General features: G+C 61.4%; 16 protein-coding genes. 14 read left to right on the top strand and 2 right to left on the bottom strand.

Annotated elements, in window-relative coordinates; all coding sequences use genetic code 11:
• Nucleotides 1-146 precede the first annotated feature (146 nt).
• Together BLV09_RS05370 and BLV09_RS05375 are read left to right on the top strand one after the other, a co-directional pair.
• Entirely contained in the window at nt 147-1064 is a 918-nt protein-coding gene (locus BLV09_RS05370; protein ID WP_146686550.1) for a hypothetical protein, read from the top strand.
• Between the two features lie 38 nt (nt 1065-1102).
• Nucleotides 1103-2116 carry a helix-turn-helix domain-containing protein gene (locus tag BLV09_RS05375; protein WP_100382072.1) on the top strand — a complete coding sequence of 338 codons (1014 nt, stop codon included), beginning with the start codon at nt 1103-1105 and terminating at the stop codon, nt 2114-2116.
• On the opposite strand, the gene BLV09_RS05380 is transcribed toward BLV09_RS05375, so the two are convergent.
• The gene (locus tag BLV09_RS05380; RefSeq protein ID WP_100382071.1) at nt 2113-2820 is read right to left on the bottom strand and encodes a hypothetical protein; all 708 of its coding nucleotides are present in this window, start codon (nt 2818-2820) and stop codon (nt 2113-2115) included. The genes BLV09_RS05375 and BLV09_RS05380 overlap by 4 nt on opposite strands.
• A gap of 472 nt (nt 2821-3292) precedes the next feature.
• On the opposite strand from BLV09_RS05380, the gene dnaE reads away from it, so the two are divergent.
• Entirely contained in the window at nt 3293-6805 is a 3513-nt protein-coding gene (gene dnaE, locus BLV09_RS05385) for a DNA polymerase III subunit alpha (protein WP_146686551.1), read from the top strand.
• 23 nt (nt 6806-6828) lie between these two features.
• A complete protein-coding gene (locus BLV09_RS05390; RefSeq protein WP_146686552.1) occupies nt 6829-7581 on the top strand; it encodes a carbonic anhydrase in 753 nt (250 codons plus the stop codon).
• 21 nt (nt 7582-7602) lie between these two features.
• Here the strand turns inward: BLV09_RS05390 and BLV09_RS05395 are convergent, their stop codons facing one another.
• Nucleotides 7603-8340, bottom strand: a complete 738-nt coding sequence (locus BLV09_RS05395; RefSeq protein ID WP_146686553.1) for a GntR family transcriptional regulator — start codon at nt 8338-8340, stop codon at nt 7603-7605.
• Nucleotides 8341-8431: 91 nt separating this feature from the next.
• Here BLV09_RS05395 and BLV09_RS05400 point away from each other — a divergent pair, with 91 nt between their 5' ends.
• The 10 genes from BLV09_RS05400 (at nt 8432) to dxr (ending at nt 18038) form a co-directional block, all read left to right on the top strand.
• Complete coding sequence (locus BLV09_RS05400) at nt 8432-9145, top strand: fumarylacetoacetate hydrolase family protein (RefSeq protein WP_146690995.1); 714 nt, start codon at nt 8432-8434, stop codon at nt 9143-9145.
• A gap of 1 nt (nt 9146) precedes the next feature.
• Complete coding sequence (locus BLV09_RS05405; RefSeq protein ID WP_146686554.1) at nt 9147-10019, top strand: polysaccharide deacetylase family protein; 873 nt, start codon at nt 9147-9149, stop codon at nt 10017-10019.
• A gap of 58 nt (nt 10020-10077) precedes the next feature.
• Complete coding sequence (locus BLV09_RS05410; protein WP_197685025.1) at nt 10078-11310, top strand: MFS transporter; 1233 nt, start codon at nt 10078-10080, stop codon at nt 11308-11310.
• A 343-nt stretch (nt 11311-11653) separates the two neighbouring features.
• Nucleotides 11654-12655, top strand: coding sequence for a 30S ribosomal protein S2 (locus BLV09_RS05415; protein ID WP_100382065.1), 1002 nt, complete (start codon nt 11654-11656; stop codon nt 12653-12655).
• Nucleotides 12656-12783: 128 nt separating this feature from the next.
• Complete coding sequence (tsf, locus tag BLV09_RS05420; protein ID WP_100382064.1) at nt 12784-13713, top strand: translation elongation factor Ts; 930 nt, start codon at nt 12784-12786, stop codon at nt 13711-13713.
• Nucleotides 13714-13780: 67 nt separating this feature from the next.
• Nucleotides 13781-14497, top strand: a complete 717-nt coding sequence (pyrH, locus tag BLV09_RS05425; RefSeq protein ID WP_167559051.1) for a UMP kinase — start codon at nt 13781-13783, stop codon at nt 14495-14497.
• A gap of 69 nt (nt 14498-14566) precedes the next feature.
• Nucleotides 14567-15130: a ribosome recycling factor gene (frr, locus tag BLV09_RS05430; protein ID WP_100382062.1), complete on the top strand. Its 564-nt coding sequence runs from the start codon at nt 14567-14569 to the stop codon at nt 15128-15130.
• A 76-nt stretch (nt 15131-15206) separates the two neighbouring features.
• The gene (locus tag BLV09_RS05435) at nt 15207-15965 is read left to right on the top strand and encodes an isoprenyl transferase (RefSeq protein WP_146686555.1); all 759 of its coding nucleotides are present in this window, start codon (nt 15207-15209) and stop codon (nt 15963-15965) included.
• Nucleotides 15962-16810, top strand: coding sequence for a phosphatidate cytidylyltransferase (locus BLV09_RS05440; protein WP_100382060.1), 849 nt, complete (start codon nt 15962-15964; stop codon nt 16808-16810). Before BLV09_RS05435 ends, BLV09_RS05440 begins: the two co-directional genes overlap by 4 nt.
• Nucleotides 16811-16814: 4 nt before the next feature.
• Entirely contained in the window at nt 16815-18038 is a 1224-nt protein-coding gene (dxr, locus tag BLV09_RS05445; RefSeq protein ID WP_146686556.1) for a 1-deoxy-D-xylulose-5-phosphate reductoisomerase, read from the top strand.
• Nucleotides 18039-18071 lie beyond the last annotated feature (33 nt).

Here is an 18071-nt window from a genome sequence, read left to right on the forward strand (position 1 = left end):
TCTCCAGAGCGTCGCAGCGCAATAGCCCGCTCGGCAGCCGAAAAACGTTGGAAATCACCCAAGGGCAAATAAGCCCGCGTTATCGGGTAGGTTGTAAAGACCGCTTAGAGCTAGCATCATCGTCGCCTCCTAGGCGGGGGCGTCCCATGACAGTTTGTATCGCGGCGGTGTGTAATCTTGGGCCAGACCAGCCGCCCATAGTAGTTTGCGCATCCGATCGGATGATCACAATCAACGATCTGGAATACGAACCAGAGCAAACCAAAATCATCTATATGGCGTCCCAGACGGTGGGGCTATTCGCAGGAGACATGCAGCTTCACGCGAGCGTGGTTCCTCGGGTTATGGCGCGGATCAAAACAGCCGTTGCCGAAAGAAACAATGTTTTTGTCGAGGAAATAGCTGAAATGTATGCCGAGGAATTCGGTATTTACCGCAGAAAACGCGCCGAAAAACAATTTCTAGCCCCACTCAATTTGAATCTCGATAATTTTTTGATCAAGCAAAATGAGATGTTTCAGGATCTTGCATTTGACCTCACCAATAAACTGCTGAACGCCACGATAGGTTCAGATGCAATCATCACCGGCATCGACAACACGGGCGCTCACATATTCAGGATTCATGATCCAGGAATTGCAACCTGTTTGGATACGGCATTTTTTGGGGCTATTGGAATCGGCGAACCTCACGCATCATCTCAATTCATGCTGGCAAAATTTGAAAAGAGGTGGCCGGTCGAAAGAACTCTATTCTTGACCTATTCTGCGAAAACACTCGCAGAGGCCGCTGCGGGCGTTGGCAAGCAAACCGATATGGTGGTGATCCGCCCGGGCCATCCCATTTACGCCCTGACCCCTGACGATTTGGCGACCTTAGATCGGCTTATTCAAAGCACGGCGGCAAAAGATGCGGTTGCTCGCCAAGAGGCGTATGGCGTGATTCGTGCGTATATCGACGAAAGTGCAAAAAAGGCGGCAGAATCAAAGGTGGAGATTCCAAAGGTGACGGAAGAACCGCCGCAAGGTGAACCAGACCAAGAAACCGCTCAAACTGACACTTGATGCTTGACAGTCAAGCATAGGGGTCATATTGTCCGGTTATGAACAAGCTGGACCGAAAGACCCGTGCTCAAATCCTCCACCTTCTTTGCGAGGGGCAATCGATCCGCGCCGTGACCCGGTTGACCGGATGCAGCAAGAACACGGTTGCAAAGCTGCTGGTTGAGGCCGGTCACGCCTGCGCCGCCTATCAGGACAAGACCCTTCGCAAGCTGCCCTGCAAGCGCGTCCAGATGGATGAAATCTGGTCGTTCGTTTACGCCAAGGCTGCCAACGTGAAGGGTGCCAAAGCCGCTCCGGAGACCGCTGGCGACGTTTGGACGTGGACCGCGATCTGTGCCGATACCAAGCTGATCGTTAGCTGGCTGCTCGCTGACCGGACCCTGGACAGCGCCCTGACGTTCACGGGCGATCTGCGGGACCGTCTTGCCAACCGCGTCCAGCTAACCAGTGATGGACATGGGCCGTACCTGACCGCCGTTGATGCGAACTTCGGGGATGACGTGGACTACGCCATGCTGATCAAGCTGTATGGCGCGGACCCGCAGGCGGAAGTCCGTTACAGCCCCGCCAAGTGCATCGGTGCCCGCAAGGAGCCGAAGATCGGCTCGCCCGATAAGAAGCACATCAGCACGTCCTACGTGGAGCGTTCGAACCTCACCATGCGGATGCACATGCGCCGCTTCACCCGGTTGACGAATGCCTTCTCAAAGAAGGTCGAAAACCACGCCGCCGCGATTGCGCTTCATACGATGTATTATAATTTCGTCCGTATCCACCAAACGCTCAAGGTAACGCCCGCAATGGCTGCCGGCGTGTCAGACAAGCTCTGGGAAGTGTCCGATATTGTGGAAATGCTTGAGCAGTGGGAACTGTCCAACTTCAAGCCGGAATATCAATTCGTGGTCCGCCAGTACCAGATCGGTAAGGGCCATTCCGTGAGCGTCATGTGGCGCGGCGGCGAGGTCGATACGATCTTCGGATTTGAGAAGGAGTCCGACGCGCTGCAATGGATTAAGGAGAAATCACAGGGTTGGCTGCTAGAACGACGTTAGGTGATTGCAACATCTATTTCTTCCAAAATGCTGCTACCAAACCCGAATGGCCCGGACTCCGGTATCATCAAAATAATACTCAATGAAATCGTTAGCCTCCGAACAGGAGGTCGTTCGGGATGGCCATAGACAATTGTGAACTTCGCGGTTCCTTCAAGTTGCTGGCCGACAAGTTGCTTGAAATCACTCCGCTTAAACGCCGGGCTATATGAGGTTCGGCCAGCTCCCCTCGCCATAAAGCCAAACAGTACACCCTTCAGAAGGTGGGGTAGGGCGCGATTTCCGATTCTAACGTCTAAATCATCCAACGTGTATTTGATGGGTCCAGAGCTGTAATTCCTAACTAAAATTCCAAAACGAAGCTCGCTGTCATCATGGTCAAAATCAGGTCCCGCAATCGGCTGGAATCCCTCAAAGGTTAAGCCATAGCGATAATCTTGTTCAGACTTTACAATGCGAGCCCTACGGCGATCTATCAAAACCGTGAAGCCGATATACGTCCAGAGAAGCACCAAAAAAACAAATGTTGCTGCTCTCACGTCGGGACGATGAACAAAATCAATCGCCCAGCTAGAAAGCCCCACATAAATACTGGCGGCTACCGTCACGGCAACCACCCAATTTGCTGCGAGCAATGCGACGGTGGTAGCCGCCGCTGACCCCAGGACTCCGTATGTTCGGAGCCATTTGAGAAAACCTTCCATTCAAATTGCATAACATGTTCCTTCTCGGAATCGCGGGGAGGTAGAGCGCCGTCAAGAATTAACCACAGGGGTTATTTTCCAAACTGACCCACTACCGACGCTTGACTCTGAGAACAAAAAAGGAACAATGTTCTTATTATGTTCCATCATCAGGGAGGCGGATATGTTGAGGATATTCGTGGAAGAGGCGGCAGCGCTGGCGTCGATTACGCTGTTTGTCGGGATGATCGCGGTCTGGGCGCAGCTGATTTCCCAGCTCTGAGGAACGACGGGCGGACCCGGGCGGAGGGGCCGAAGAGCCATTGGGGATAAGCGGGACGGCGGGCTTTAATCGCGCGTTCCGCGTGGACAGCTTAAGCTCGGGGCTTCACCATTGGGCGGCGAGTCGGCCTTTGAGGCGGCTCGCACCTCCATAGAGGCCACCGCTGGAGCCGATACGCTCCCGCCCATAACGCAGAAGCCGCCCGCGACCATGCCCAACGCTGGATTTGTTCATCTTCACGTTCATTCGGCCTATTCGCTGCTGAAGGGGTCGATCAAGATCCAGAAGCTTGCCGAACTGGCCAAGGCCGACCGCCAGCCGGCGCTGGCGCTCACCGACACCGACAACATGTTCGGGGCGCTGGAGTTTTCCGACAAGCTCGCAGGTTACGGCATCCAGCCGATCGTCGGCTGCGAACTGGCGGTGGATTTCGGCGACCAGGATCCGAACGCGCGCAATGCGCTGGCCGCAGGCCCGACGCGGATCGTGCTGCTGGCGGCCCGCGAACGCGGTTATCGCAGCCTGATGCGGTTGAACTCGCGGGCGTTCCTGGAGACGCCGATCCATCAAGCCCCGCACATCAAGTTCGAATGGCTGGACGGTGACGCCGAAGACTTGATTGCCCTGACCGGCGGGCCCGAGGGGCCGATCTCGCTCGCGATATCGGCCGATCAGGCGGCGCTCGCCGCGTCGCGCTGCGACCGGCTGGCGAGCCTGTTTGCAGACCGCCTCTATATCGAATTGCAGCGTCACGGCATCGACAAGGAGCGCCGCGCCGAAGGCGGCCTGATCGATCTCGCTTATGCCAAGGGCATTCCGCTGGTCGCGACCAACGAGCCGTATTTCGCGACCGTCGACGATTACGAAGCCCATGACGCGCTGCTGTGCATCGCGGGCGGTCGTCTGATCGCCGAAACCGATCGCGATCAATTGACGCCGGATCACCGCTTCAAGACCCGCGCCGAAATGGCGGTGCTGTTTGCCGACATCCCGGAAGCGCTGGCGTCCACCGTCGAGATCGCCGAGCGCTGCTCGTTCCGGCCGAAAACCCGCAAACCCATTCTGCCGCGGTTCACGGTCGGCGCGGGCGCCAATGCCGCAGATGCGCAAAGCGACGAGGCGGCCGAATTGCGTCGTCAGGCCGAGCACGGGCTCAGCAATCGGCTCAGGATCCATGGCCTGTCGCAGGGCATGACCGAAGAAGATTACCACGCAAGGCTAGCCTTCGAGATCGATGTCATCACCCGCATGAATTATGCGGGTTACTTCCTGATCGTCGCGGACTTCATCAAATGGGCCAAGGCGCAAGGCATTCCGGTCGGACCGGGCCGCGGCTCCGGCGCCGGTTCGCTGGTCGCCTATGCGCTGACCATCACTGACCTCGACCCGATCCGGTTTGGCCTGCTGTTCGAGCGGTTTCTCAATCCGGAACGCGTGTCGATGCCCGACTTCGACATCGACTTCTGCCAGGACCGGCGCGGCGAGGTGATCGATTATGTGCAGCAGCGCTACGGCCGCGATCAGGTGGCGCAGATCATCACCTTCGGCACGCTGCAGGCGCGCGGTGTGCTGCGCGACGTCGGCCGCGTGCTGCAGATGCCCTATGGGCAGGTCGACAAGCTGACCAAGCTGGTGCCGCAAAACCCCGCGGCGCCGGTGACGCTGGCGGCTGCAATCGAGAGCGAGCCGAAGCTGCAGGCGTTTCGCGACGAGGATCCGGTGGTGGCGCGCGCCTTTGACGTGGCGCAACGCCTCGAAGGCCTGACCCGGCACGCCTCGACGCACGCCGCGGGCATCGTCATCGGCGACCGGCCGCTCAGCGAATTGGTGCCGCTCTACCGCGATCCGAAATCGGACATGCCGGTGACCCAGTTCAACATGAAATGGGTTGAGCCGGCAGGCCTCGTCAAATTCGACTTTCTCGGTCTCAAGACGCTGACGGTTCTGGATGTCGCGGTAAAGCTGCTCAAGCAGCGCGACGTCGAGGTCGATCTCACAACGCTGCCGCTCGACGATGCCCCCAGTTACCAGATGCTGGCCAAGGGCGATGTCGTCGGTGTGTTCCAGGTGGAAAGCCAGGGCATGCGGCGGGCGCTGGTCGACATGCGGCCTGACCGTTTCGAGGACATCATCGCGCTGGTGGCGCTCTATCGCCCCGGCCCGATGGCAAACATCCCGACCTATTGCGCCCGCAAGCATGGCGACGAAGAGCCGGAATATCTGCATCCGATGCTCGAGCCGATCCTCAAGGAGACCTTCGGCGTCATCATCTACCAAGAGCAGGTGATGCAGATCGCGCAGGTGATGGCGGGCTATTCGCTCGGCGACGCCGACCTGTTGCGCCGTGCGATGGGCAAGAAGATCCGCGCCGAGATGGAAAAGCAGCGCGCGATCTTCGTGGCCGGCTCGGTCAAGAACGGCGTGCCGAAAGGGCAGGCGGACACGATCTTCGAACTGCTGGCGAAATTCGCCGATTACGGCTTCAACAAGAGCCACGCTGCGGCCTATGCGCTGGTGTCGTACCACACCGCCTACATGAAGGCGCATTATCCGGTGGAGTTCCTGGCGGCGTCGATGACGCTCGAACTCAACAACACCGACAAGCTCAGCGAATTTCGCGCCGAAGCGCAGCGGCTCGGCATCAAGGTCGAAGCGCCCTCGATCAATCGCTCCGGCGCAACGTTCGAAGTCGGCAGCAATACCATCTATTACGCACTGGCGGCGCTCAAGGGCGTCGGCTCGCAGGCGATCGACTTGATCGTCGAGGCAAGACGGAGCGGCCTGTTCACCTCGCTCGCCGATTTCGCATCAAGGGTCAATCCGCGCGCCGTCAACAAGCGCGTCATCGAGAGCCTCGCCGCCGCTGGCGCATTCGATACGCTCGATTCCAATCGGGCGCGGGTGTTCGGCGGCGCGGACGCAATCCTGGCCGCATGCCAGCGCAGCCACGAGGCCGCCACGCTCGGACAGAACGACATGTTCGGCGGCGCGGCCGACGCGCCGACCATCATGCTGCCGCAGGTCGAGCCATGGCTGCCGGCGGAACGGCTGCGGCGCGAATACGACGCCATCGGATTTTTCCTCTCGGGCCATCCGCTCGACGACTATGCCACCGTGCTGAAGCGCTTGAGGGTGCAGTCCTGGGCCGAGTTCTCCCGCGCGGTAAAGACCGGCGCGACCGCGGGCAAGGTTGCGGCCACGGTCGTGTCGCGCATGGAGCGGCGCACCAAGACTGGCAACAAGATGGGCATCATGGGTCTGTCGGACCCGACCGGCCATTTCGAAGCCGTGCTGTTTTCCGAAGGGCTAGCGCAATATCGCGATGTGCTGGAGCCGGGGGCTGCGGTATTGCTGCAGCTCGGGGCCGAATTGCAGGGCGAGGACGTCCGCGCGCGGGTGCTGCACGCCGAGCCACTGGACGATGCCGCGGCCAAAACCCAGAAAGGCCTGCGGATCTTCGTGCGAGACACCAAACCGCTGGAATCGATTGCCAGGCGGCTCAACATGCCGGAGGCTGCTCCGCCGCCGGGCGGATCGGCGCGCGGGCCTCAGGCGAAACCGGTGCTTCCGACCGGCGGCGCGGATGGCGATGTGTCGCTGGTGATGATGCTCGACCTTGAAACCGAGGTGGAAATGAAGCTCCCGGGCCGCTTCAAGGTTTCCCCGCAGATCGCGGGCGCGATCAAGGCAGTCACGGGCGTGGTCGACGTGCAGACGCTGTAACCCGCAAGAGGAGGGTGATTTCAATGTGCGAAATGTGCCGCGAAACCTCGCTTGATCCGCACGCGCCGTCACGGCGCACCGCTATTCTGCTCGCAGCGTCGACCATCGGGCTGCTGTTGGGGCGCGCGGCCGGCGCCAAGGAAGCCAAGGAAGCCAAGGAAGCGAAGACGCCCCCGAAGCCACAGAACGTATTGTCGCCGGATGCGTCGCTCGAGCGTTTGCGGGAGGGCAATAAACGTTACGTCAAGGGCGTATCGCGGCGTCACGACTTCAAGCACGAACGGGAAGCGTTGGCCGGAGGCCAAAACCCGTATGCAGGCATTTTAAGCTGCGCCGATTCACGTATCGCGCCCGAATATGCCTTCGATAGCGGCCGGGGCGATCTTTTTGTCTGCCGCGTGGCCGGAAATTTCGCCAATAACGATACCATCGCCAGCATGGAATATGCCGTCGCGGTGCTCGGCGTGCCCCTGATCCTCGTGCTCGGCCACGATAGCTGCGGCGCGGTCGATGCGACGATAAAATCGCTCAAGGACAACACCACGCTGCCGGGACACATGCCCTCGCTGGTCGAAGGCATCGCACCGGCGGTGAAGGCGGTCTCGCAACAGGGCGGCGACACGCTTGGCAAGGCGATCCGGCAGAATGTGATCGACAACGTCGCCAAGCTGAGCTCGGCAACGCCGATCCTGAGCGCCGCGGTTGAACAGAAAAAGCTCAAGGTGGTGGGTGGCATCTACCGGCTCGGCGATGGCCGGGTCGAGATGGTGAGCTAAAGCGGCTGCCGCGCCGTAGCTCTATGATTTCGCGGTATCCTTGCGGGTATAGGCGCGGACGATTCCGGCTTTGACGCTTGCCACATGCGCGCGCATCAGGGCTTCGGCTTCGGCCGCCTCGCGGCAGAGGATTAATTCATAGATTCGATGATGCTGCGCGTGCCGGGCTCGCGCGTCTTCGAGATCGAATACGGTGACGTTGCCGGCGATCGCTTGCGGTACCCGGTGACACAGCCGCACCACGTCGTGGATCAGCGCGGATGCGGCCGCTTCGTGGATCGTGGTGTGAAACACCTCGTTCATCTCGGCATAGGCCGCGCGCTGCGCATCGAGACCGGCCTCGCTCGATAACGCCGCGTTTCCGCTTTCGAGAGCCCGCTCCAGTTTGTTCCGCACGATCTGGCTCAAACCGCGTTCAGCCGCGAGCCTCGCAGCCATTCCCTCCGCAAGCGCACGCATATCGTAAGCGTCCACGATATCGGAGAGCGCAAACGGCCTGACCCGAAAACCCCGGTTGACGGCGTAGTCCAGCAGGCCCTCACCGGCGAGCATGTGCAGCGCGGCGCGGATCGGCGTCCGCGACGTGGCGTAGCGGCGACTGAGATGCAGTTCATTGAGACGCTCGCCGGGCTCGAAGTCGCGCTCGATCAGAGCGCGCCGAAGGCGCTCGACAATCGAGGCCGGGCGGGGCGTTTCGGGAACCCGACTGGGCTGATCTTCCATAAGAGCTTCCTCCACGCCTTCGAGCATCCTGGCCATCTCAGCTCGTCTTCAGAAGTGTGTACAATTTGCTTGACCATAAGATAATTGTGTACAAAATGACCGGCAAGAGCCTCCAAAGACGGACATGATGCCAATCACCGCCTCGACCGAATTACTGTTTGAAGTGCCGGCCACCAGCCTTCCGGTGGCAGGTTCTGCCGCCCGATTTCCAGTGCGGCGGATCTATTGTGTGGGTCGCAACTATGTCGATCATATACGTGAGATGAAGGAAGGGGATGAGCGCGACCCTCCGTTTTTCTTTCAAAAGCCGACCGATGCGATCGTGCAGGGCGGCACGGCGTTGCCTTATCCGCTCGACACACAGGATTTCCAGTTTGAAATCGAACTGGTGGCAGCGGTAGGCCGCGGCGGCCGCGCCATCGCGCCCGGCAAGGCGCTCGACCACGTCTTTGGCTACGCGATCGGCATCGATCTGACGCGCCGTGATCGCCAGCGCGAGGCGCGCGACATGAGCCGTCCCTGGGAGATGGGAAAGTCGTTCGACCAGTCCGCTCCGTGCGGACCAATCCACCCAAGAGCCGACATCGGCGATCTCCTCGCGGGCGAGATCGCACTGCGTGTCAACGGCAAGGAAAAGCAGCGAGGCGACCTGCGACAGATGATCTGGAACGTTCCGGAAATCATCGCCAACCTCTCGATGCAATATGTGCTGGCGCCCGGTGACCTCATTTTTACGGGGACCCCAGCCGGAGTCGGGCCGCTGCAACCCGGCGACCGCGTCGAAGGCATGGTCGGCGACCTGCCGCCGCTGACAATCACGATAGGACCTCGGGAGATCTGACATGCAGCCGACCGAACGCATCGCCTTTTCGCCGATATCGGAGCGGCCTGCGCTGAAACTGCCGGCGGGCAATCGTCTGGCAGTGTGGGTCATCGTCAACGTCGAAGAGTGGAATCCGCGTGAACCCATGCCAAGGACGGTGCTGACCCCGCCGGCGGGCGGGTCGCCCAGTCCCGACATCCCCAACTGGGCCTGGCACGAATACGGCAACCGCGTCGGCTTCTGGCGCATGCTCGAGCTGTTCGACCGCTTGCGGATCAAGCCGGCGCTGGCGATCAACGGCAGCGCGATCACGGCCTATGAACCGATTTCGCGCGCCGCGCACCAGCGCGGATGGGAATTCATCGGCCACGGCTTCAGCCAGAAGAACATGCAAAAGGTCGAGAATGAGCGCGAGGATATCCGCAGGACGGCCGAGGCGATCGAACGCTTCACCGGCAAGCGGCCGCGCGGCTGGCTAGGGCCGGGCCTCACCGAGACCTGGGAGACGCCCGACCTCCTGGTGGAGGAGGGCTATCACTATGTCTGCGACTGGGTGCTCGATGACCAGCCCACAATCCTGAAAACACGCACAACCCCGATCGTCAACATTCCCTATACGCAGGAATGCAACGATGTGGCCATGATGCTGATCCAGCATCACAAGGCCAGCGAGTATCGCGACCGGGCCATTGATCAGTTTGACCAACTCTACGCCGATGCCGCGCCATCGGCACGGGTGATGGCGCTGGTCGTGCATCCCTACATCATGGGCGTGCCGCACCGGCTGCGTTACCTTCGCGAAGCGCTCGAGCATATCTGCTCGAAGCCGGAAGTCGCCTTGATGACGGGCGAAGATATCCACGATTGGTTTCAATCGTCTTGCCAGCGCTGAGGCTCCGCCGAGCCGCTATCGCTGCACCTCCGCCGCCGTTCAAAACATCCGAGGAAAGATGGACCAGCCTGTAGCGCAGAAGACCGATGCGGCGAGTTCTCATGCTACCGCGATGGTGATGTTCGCGGTGTTGCTGGCCTCCTACGCGATCAACGCGATGGATCGGCAGATCTTTCCGCTGTTGTTGACCGACGTGCGGCGCGAGTACGGCTTCTCGCTCGCCGACGCCGGACTGCTCTCTACCATTTTTACGCTGGGCATGGCCCTGGCGGGGTTGCCGGCGGGATATTTGCTCGGCCGCTTCTCGCGCAAGTCCGTGCTTCTAATCGGCATCTTCATTTTCTCGGCAGGCACAGCGCTGACGGCCTATTCGGCTGGCTTCCTCGACATGCTGCTCTACCGCGCGGTCACCGGCGTCGGCGAAGCCATGCAGCTGACGGCCTTGCTTGCGATCGCAGCTGGTTCCTTCACCCGCTATCGCGCCGCTGCGGTGGGGTCGGTCAACTTCTCCTTTGGCGTCGGTGCCATCATCGGACCGGCGCTCGGCGGTCATCTTTTGATGGAGTATCAAAGCTGGCGCGTGCCGATGTATGTCTTCGCAGCTTTCGGCTTCATCGCGATCATCATCATTCTCGTCGGTGTGAGGACGTGGTTCAGCGAAGCCACCGGCGTCAATGCAAGGCGCGGCGTCGTTGGCGGCGCCGCTACCCTGCGTAACCGCAATACGCTGCTGCTCACCGTCATCAGCGTGCTGGGTGGTCTGATCATCTATGGCTATCTCGGCCTCTATCCGACCTATCTGCGAGAAGGTCTCAAATACACGCCGCAGGCGACGGGCTCGGTCATGAGCATCTATGGGCTCGGGGTGCTGGCCTCTATTGGCGGCGGCTGGCTCGGCGACCGGTTTTCGCCCAAGGCGGTTCTATGCACCAGCTTTCTGATCGCCGCCGTGCTTGGCTATCTGCTGTTTCATGGCGTGGCCGGTTTCGTGCCGCAGGCTGCGCTCTCGTTTGTCTGGGGGCTGGTCGTCAGCGGCACCATCTACGTCAACATCGCCGGCTATCACATCAAGGCCGTGCAGCCGCATCTGTCGAGCCGGGCCTCCGGCATTTTCGTCACCAGTTTGTATGCTTCGGCCGCCTGCGCTGGCTATATCCTGGGACTACTCACCAGTTCCTATGGCTGGGCGGCGGCCGCCGACATCCAGATGATCGGCGTGGCTATCGCCGGCGCCCTGGTCGCGGCAGGATTGAAGGGCGATCGAATGGCCCATGGCGATGGATTGCGATAGGCGGCCTATCCGTCTGCATGCCGGCGCTTCGCGCGTCGATTCGGCCTCGGCGAGACATCCTCCGATCTGATCACGACAGCCAAAACGCGATGGTAGGGCTGGAAACCCTGTAAAATACCGGCATCCTCAGGCAAAACGCCCCAAAAGGGCACGCTTGCGTCCGACCGGCAAAGCCTGTCTGGCCCATAACACCAGCCGGAATTCCTTGCTTCTGGTGAAAATCGCGCTATATACCGCGCCATCTCACACGGAAACATGGCTCTAAAAGGCCGTCCGGTGGCAACCGGGCCATAAGGCTCGTCTGCTCACACGTTTCCGGAGGAACCAACCGGAGAATTAGATCATGTCGGTACCCGATTTCTCTATGCGTCAGTTGCTTGAAGCTGGCGTTCACTTTGGCCATCAGTCGCACCGCTGGAATCCGAAAATGGCGGATTACATTTTCGGTGCGCGCAACAACATCCACATCATCGACCTCGCCCAGACCGTGCCGTTGCTGCATCGCGCGCTGCAGGCAGTCAGCGATACCGTCGCCAAGGGTGGCCGTATCCTGTTCGTCGGCACCAAGCGGCAGGCGCAGGATGGCGTCGCCGAGGCTGCGAAGCGTTCGGCGCAGTATTTCGTCAATTCCCGCTGGCTCGGCGGCACGTTGACCAACTGGAAGACGGTGTCCGGCTCGATCAAGCGCCTGCGTCAGCTTGAGGAAATGCTCGGCTCCGGCGAGGGCGCGCAGTACACCAAGAAGGAGCGCCTGACGCTGCAGCGCGAGCGCGACAAGCTCGATCGTTCGCTGGGCGGCATCAAGGACATGGGCGGCTTGCCCGACATGATCTTCGTGATCGACACCAACAAGGAAGACATCGCGATTGCGGAAGCGCAACGGCTCAACATTCCCGTTGCCGCCATTGTCGACACCAATTCCGATCCCAAGGGCATTACCTATGTGGTGCCGGGCAATGACGACGCCGGCCGCGCCATCTCGCTGTATTGCGATCTGGTCGCCCGCGCCGCCATCGACGGCATCTCGCGCGCTCAGGGTGATTCCGGCATCGACATCGGCGCATCGGCTCATCCGGCCCGCGAGCAAATTCCGGCGGCGGCTCCGCAGCCGACCGGCTTCCAGGGCCTTGCCGGTCCGCGTGGTGCCGCGGACGATCTCAAGAAGCTCACCGGCGTGTCCGGCGCGATCGAGAAGAAGTTCAACGACCTCGGTATCTTCCACTACTGGCAGCTGGCCGAGCTCGACCACGCCACCGCGCACAAGATCGGCGAAGAGGTCGGACTTCCGAGCCGGGCCGACGCCTGGGTTGCCCAGGCCAAGGCAATGACCGCCGAAGCCGAATAAGGTAATCGCGTTGGCCGGATCATTCCGGCCATCGCTTCCGTCTCCAATACGACATTCCCTGTGGCTGACGACGGCGAGGCGAAAGACCGCGTCGCGGTCGTCTTGGCAGGCAAAAAGGATGTTCAACGATGGCTACGATCACAGCAGCGATGGTCAAGGACCTCCGCGAGTCGACCGGCGCGGGCATGATGGATTGCAAGGCAGCGCTCACCGAGAGTGGCGGCGACATGCAGGCGGCGCAGGATTGGCTGCGCAAGAAGGGCCTGTCGAAGGCCGCGAAAAAGGCCGGCCGCGTTGCGGCTGAGGGCCTGATCGGCGCGGTCACGTCGGCCAACAAGGGCGTGGTGGTCGAGGTCAATTCCGAGACCGATTTCGTTGCGCGCAATGAGCAGTTCCAGGGACTGGTCAAGATGGTCGCGCAGGTCGCGCTTCACAGCGGCGCCGATATCGAGAAGATCAAGGCCGCGAAGGTCGGCGACGTGACGGTCGAGACTGCCATTTCGGATGCGATCGCGACCATCGGCGAGAACATGACGCTGCGCCGGGCGGCTTCGCTCGAAGTCAGCAAGGGTGTGGTATCGAGCTACGTGCATGGTGCTGTCATCGAAGGCGCCGGCAAGATGGGCGTGATCGTGGCGCTCGAATCGGCCGGGAAGGCCGACGAGCTGGCGACCCTCGGCAAGCAGCTCGCGATGCATGTCGCGGCGGCCAATCCGCAGGCACTGGATCCGGCCGGGCTCGATCCCGCCGTCGTGAAGCGCGAAAAGGACGTGCTAGCCGACAAATACCGTCAGCAGGGCAAGCCTGAGAATGTGATCGAAAAGATCGTCGAGTCCGGTTTGAAGACCTATTACAAGGAAGTCTGTCTGCTGGAGCAGGCCTCGATTCATGCCGAGCATAACGGCAAATCGGTTGCCCAGGCGCTAAAGGAAGCTGAGGGCAAGATCGGCGCGCCGGTGAAGATTACCGGATTTGTGCGCTATGCTCTGGGCGAGGGAATCGAAAAGCAGGAATCCGACTTCGCAGCCGAGGTCGCGGCGGCTAGCGGCAAGAAGTAACTGCCGGGAGTAATCTTCCGGCGCGATGGCGCCGGAGCGGCGCACGGGCAAGGAAGGCGATCGCATCATGGCTGAGCCGGTCTATCGTCGTGTGGTGATCAAGCTCTCGGGTGAGTATCTCGCCGGCGCGCACCCGTTCGGCATCGACCAGCCCACCATCGACCGGATCGCCGGCGACCTGATCGCGGCGCGCCAGCTCGGCGGCGAGATTGCGGTCGTGGTCGGCGGTGGAAACATCGTCCGCGGTGTGGAGGTCTCGTCGCGGGGCGTGTCGCGCCCGACCGGCGATACCATGGGTATGCTCGCGACCGTGATGAACTGCCTGGCCTTGGAGGCCGCGATCGAGCGGAAGGGTTCGCCCGCGCGAACGCTGTCGGCCTTCGTCATGCCGCAGATTTGCGAATTGTTCACCCGGGCCGCGACCCACAAATACCTCGCCGAGGGCCGAATCGTGCTGCTTGGCGGTGGAACCGGCAATCCATTTTTCACCACCGATACGACGGCGGTGCTGCGGGCCGCTGAAATCGGCGCCCATGCCGTGCTGAAAGCTACCAATGTCGATGGTGTCTACAGTGCCGATCCCAAAAAGGATCCGTCCGCCAAGCGGTTTGAGCGTTTGACGCATTCACAAGCGATCGAAGGCGGTTACAAGGTTATGGATGCGACAGCTTTCGCGCTTGCCCGCGAGACGTCGCTGCCTATCATCGTATTTTCGATCGCCGAACCCGGTTCGATCGGCGCTATTCTGCGCGGAACAGGTCACGGTACCATCGTTGCCGGCTGACGGCTTGGTAAGTGTCGGCCGCCAGCTGGGTTAATGGCGGCGGCCAGTCTAGAAGAAGGGGAGAGCGTTATGCCCACACCTGGTTTCGACCTCAACGAATTGAAACGCCGTATGCAGGGCGCTACCCAATCGCTCAAGCACGAACTGGGCGGCTTGCGGACCGGTCGCGCCGCGGCTTCGATGCTGGAACCGGTGCAGGTCGAGGCCTATGGCAGCCACATGCCGCTCAATCAGCTTGCGACCGTCAGCGTGCCGGAGCCGCGTCTGCTCTCGGTGCAGGTATGGGACAAGTCGATGGTCAAGGCGGTGGAGAAGGCGATCGTCGATTCCAATCTTGGCTTGAGCCCTGCCACCGAAGGCCAAGTACTTCGGCTTCGCATTCCCGAGCTCAACGAAGAACGCCGCAAGGAACTGGTGAAAGTGGCGCATAAATACGCGGAGGCCGCAAAGGTCGCGGTGCGGCATGTCCGCCGCGACGGTCTCGACACTGTCAAGAAGCTTGAGAAAAACCATGAAATTTCCGAGGACGATCAGGAGCGTCTGGCCGCTGATGTGCAGAAGGCAACCGACGGCATGATTTCCGAGATCGATCAGTTGCTGGCGGCCAAGGAAAAGGAAATCCTCACCGTTTAGCGCCATCTTGTTTTGACGCGTTTTCGTCACGCGAACCGGTGTCCGCTTCGCTCGAAAACGCTGCAGGGATTGACCGATGTCGAATGCCGCCGCCCACGCAACCGAAGGATCGGATCGAACCGATGGTCCTCTGCATGTGGCGATTATCATGGACGGCAACGGCCGCTGGGCCGCCGCCCGCGGTTTGCCGCGCGCCGAGGGGCATCGCCGCGGGGTCGAGGCGCTGCGCTGCGTCGTTCGTGCAGCCTCCGAACTCGGCATTCTCCATCTGACGATTTTCTCGTTCAGCTCGGAAAACTGGTCGCGTCCGGCGACCGAAATCGGCGATTTGTTCGGCCTGCTCAAGCGGTTCATCCGCAATGATCTGGCGACGCTGCATCGCGACGGCGTGCGGGTGCGCGTCATCGGCGAGCGCAATGGGTTGGAACCCGATATCTGCGCGCTGCTGAACGAAGCCGAAGAGCTGACCAAGGCCAATACCAAGCTCAATCTTGTCGTCGCATTCAACTACGGTTCGCGTCAGGAGATCGCCAACGCCGCGCAACGGCTTGCGCGCGAGGTCGCGGAAGGAAAGCGTGAAGCGTCTTCGATCGACGCCGATGCGCTTGGCCAGCACCTCGACGCACCCGATATTCCAGACCCCGACCTGATCATTCGTACCAGCGGCGAGCAGCGGCTTTCGAACTTCCTGATGTGGCAGGCGGCTTACAGCGAACTGGTGTTTGTGCCGATCCACTGGCCGGATTTCGACAAGGCTGCGCTTGAAGGGGCGATCGCCGAATACGCCAGGCGGGAGCGCCGTTTCGGTGGTCTGGCTGCGAAAACCGGATCGTGACCGAGGGCGAAGCCGCGCCGGCGGCAGTGGCGGTACAGGGCGCACGTAACCTTCTGCTGCGCATCATCGCCGCGCTGGTGCTTGCACCTGCCGCGATGGCACTGGCTTACCTTGGCGGATGGTTCTGGACCGCGCTGGTGACGCTGGCTGCGGTCGGTCTCTATGTGGAATGGCTGGCGATCATCGGTGAGGCACACCGCAAGCCGGTGGTTGCGTCAGGCGTCATTGCACTTGCGCTCGGCGCTTGGTCGCTCGCGCTTGGACGCATCGAGGCCTTGCTGATTGCGTTGGTGCTTGGCCTGCTGGCTGTTGGGTTGCTCTCGCCGGAGCGTCGGATCTGGGCTGCGGCCGGATTTGGCTATGCGGCTGCTGCCGAATTGGCATCGATTCTGGTGCGTCTCGACCCGACCAGGGGATTTTCGGCGCTGATCCTGATCCTTCTGGTGGTGTGGGCGACCGATATCGGCGGCTACTTTGCCGGACGCCGTATTGGCGGACCGAAACTCTGGCCGCGGGTCAGCCCCAACAAGACATGGGCTGGCGCCGTCGGCGGCTTTGCCGCCAGCATCGTGGTTGCCGCGGGATTTGCGGCTTGCGGCCTCGGCCGTACCGGCCCGTTGCTGTTGCTGGGGGCGGTTCTCTCGATTGCGTCCCAACTCGGCGATCTCTTTGAATCGGCAGTAAAACGGCGTTTCGGCGTCAAGGACTCCAGCCACATCATCCCCGGCCATGGGGGGGTGCTGGATCGGCTTGACGGATTCGTTGCCGCGGTGGTCCTGGCGGCGATTTTCGGGCTTTTGCGCGGTGGCGTGGATGGCGTCGGCCGCGGTCTTATGGTTTGGTGAAAATATGAGCGCAGTTCCGTTGCGTAACAGCAAGGCCGCGGCATCCGCCGTACGTGCCGTAACCGTCCTCGGTGCCACCGGCTCGATCGGCGACAGCACGATGGACCTCTTGAGGGCGTCGCCTGATCGCTATCAAGTCGAGGCCCTGACGGCCAACACCAACGTCGTGGGGCTGGCGAAGCTCGCGAAAGAGTTCGACGCACGCTTTGTCGCCGTCGCCGACCCGAATCTATTGGAAGATTTGGAAGACGCGCTGGCCGGGACGGGCACCGAATGCGGGGCAGGCGAGAGCGCGATCATCGACGCCGCATCGCGTCCGGCGGATTGGGTCATGGCCGCCGTCAGCGGCGCGGCTGGACTGAAGCCCGCGCTCGCAGCCGTCGACCGGGGCGCAACCGTTGCGCTCGCCAACAAGGAATGCCTCGTCTGCGCAGGCGATTTTTTCATGGAGCGCGCGGCCAAGGCCGGGGCCTGTATCTTGCCGGCCGATTCCGAACACAACGCGCTGTTTCAGGCGCTCGGATCCGGCAATCGGGAGGAATTGGTTCGCGTCATTATCACGGCATCCGGCGGCCCGTTCCGGACCTGGGCCAGCGCCGATATCGAGCAGGCGACGCTGGCGCAGGCGCTGAAGCATCCGAACTGGAGCATGGGACAGAAGATCACCATCGATTCGGCCTCGATGATGAACAAGGGGCTCGAGGTTATCGAAGCCTCCTACCTGTTTGCGTTGGCCCCGGACGAGATCGACGTGCTGGTGCATCCGCAGTCGATCATCCACGGCATGGTCGAATTCTCCGATCGTTCGGTTGTCGCGCAGTTGGGAGCGCCCGATATGCGCACGCCGATCGCGCACTGTCTCGGATGGCCCGACCGAATTGTCGGCCCGGCCGCGAAGCTTGATCTCGCCAAGATCGGGCAGCTGACCTTCGAGGCGCCGGACTTCGGCCGTTTTCCCGGGCTTCGGCTGGCTTATGACGCGCTGCGGACGGGCAACGGCGCGACCACGGTCTACAACGCCGCCAACGAGGTGGCGGTGGCAGCCTTCATCGCTGGCAAGATCAGATTCGGCGCGATCGCGCGGCTGGTCGAGGCGACGATGGATGCCTGGATACGCTCCGGCAACCTGGCGCCGCTGACATCGGCAGACGACGCCATCGACGTTGACCATAGCGCGCGAAATAGGGCTGCCACCCTATTGCCTCAAATTGCCGCAAAGGCATCCTAGACGGTCGGGGCAGAGCTTCGGGCTCTGGGTGAG

This window comes from Bradyrhizobium canariense, from assembly GCF_900105125.1.
In the GTDB taxonomy this organism is placed as follows: Bacteria; Pseudomonadota; Alphaproteobacteria; order Rhizobiales; family Xanthobacteraceae; genus Bradyrhizobium; species Bradyrhizobium canariense_A.

Bases quoted from the DNA above. Each gene is read 5' to 3' on its own strand.
- BLV09_RS05405 (WP_146686554.1), top strand. From the start codon at position 9,147: ATGCAGCCGACCGAACGCATCGCCTTTTCGCCGATATCGGAGCGGCCT.
- BLV09_RS05380 (WP_100382071.1), bottom strand. From the start codon at position 2,820: ATGGAAGGTTTTCTCAAATGGCTCCGAACATACGGAGTCCTGGGGTCA.
- BLV09_RS05410 (WP_197685025.1), top strand. From the start codon at position 10,078: ATGGACCAGCCTGTAGCGCAGAAGACCGATGCGGCGAGTTCTCATGCT.
- BLV09_RS05375 (WP_100382072.1), top strand. From the start codon at position 1,103: ATGAACAAGCTGGACCGAAAGACCCGTGCTCAAATCCTCCACCTTCTT.
- BLV09_RS05415 (WP_100382065.1), top strand. From the start codon at position 11,654: ATGTCGGTACCCGATTTCTCTATGCGTCAGTTGCTTGAAGCTGGCGTT.
- frr (WP_100382062.1), top strand. From the start codon at position 14,567: ATGCCCACACCTGGTTTCGACCTCAACGAATTGAAACGCCGTATGCAG.
- pyrH (WP_167559051.1), top strand. From the start codon at position 13,781: ATGGCTGAGCCGGTCTATCGTCGTGTGGTGATCAAGCTCTCGGGTGAG.
- dxr (WP_146686556.1), top strand. From the start codon at position 16,815: ATGAGCGCAGTTCCGTTGCGTAACAGCAAGGCCGCGGCATCCGCCGTA.
- BLV09_RS05400 (WP_146690995.1), top strand. From the start codon at position 8,432: ATGCCAATCACCGCCTCGACCGAATTACTGTTTGAAGTGCCGGCCACC.
- dnaE (WP_146686551.1), top strand. From the start codon at position 3,293: ATGCCCAACGCTGGATTTGTTCATCTTCACGTTCATTCGGCCTATTCG.
- tsf (WP_100382064.1), top strand. From the start codon at position 12,784: ATGGCTACGATCACAGCAGCGATGGTCAAGGACCTCCGCGAGTCGACC.
- BLV09_RS05370 (WP_146686550.1), top strand. From the start codon at position 147: ATGACAGTTTGTATCGCGGCGGTGTGTAATCTTGGGCCAGACCAGCCG.
- BLV09_RS05390 (WP_146686552.1), top strand. From the start codon at position 6,829: ATGTGCGAAATGTGCCGCGAAACCTCGCTTGATCCGCACGCGCCGTCA.
- BLV09_RS05395 (WP_146686553.1), bottom strand. From the start codon at position 8,340: ATGGCCAGGATGCTCGAAGGCGTGGAGGAAGCTCTTATGGAAGATCAG.
- BLV09_RS05435 (WP_146686555.1), top strand. From the start codon at position 15,207: ATGTCGAATGCCGCCGCCCACGCAACCGAAGGATCGGATCGAACCGAT.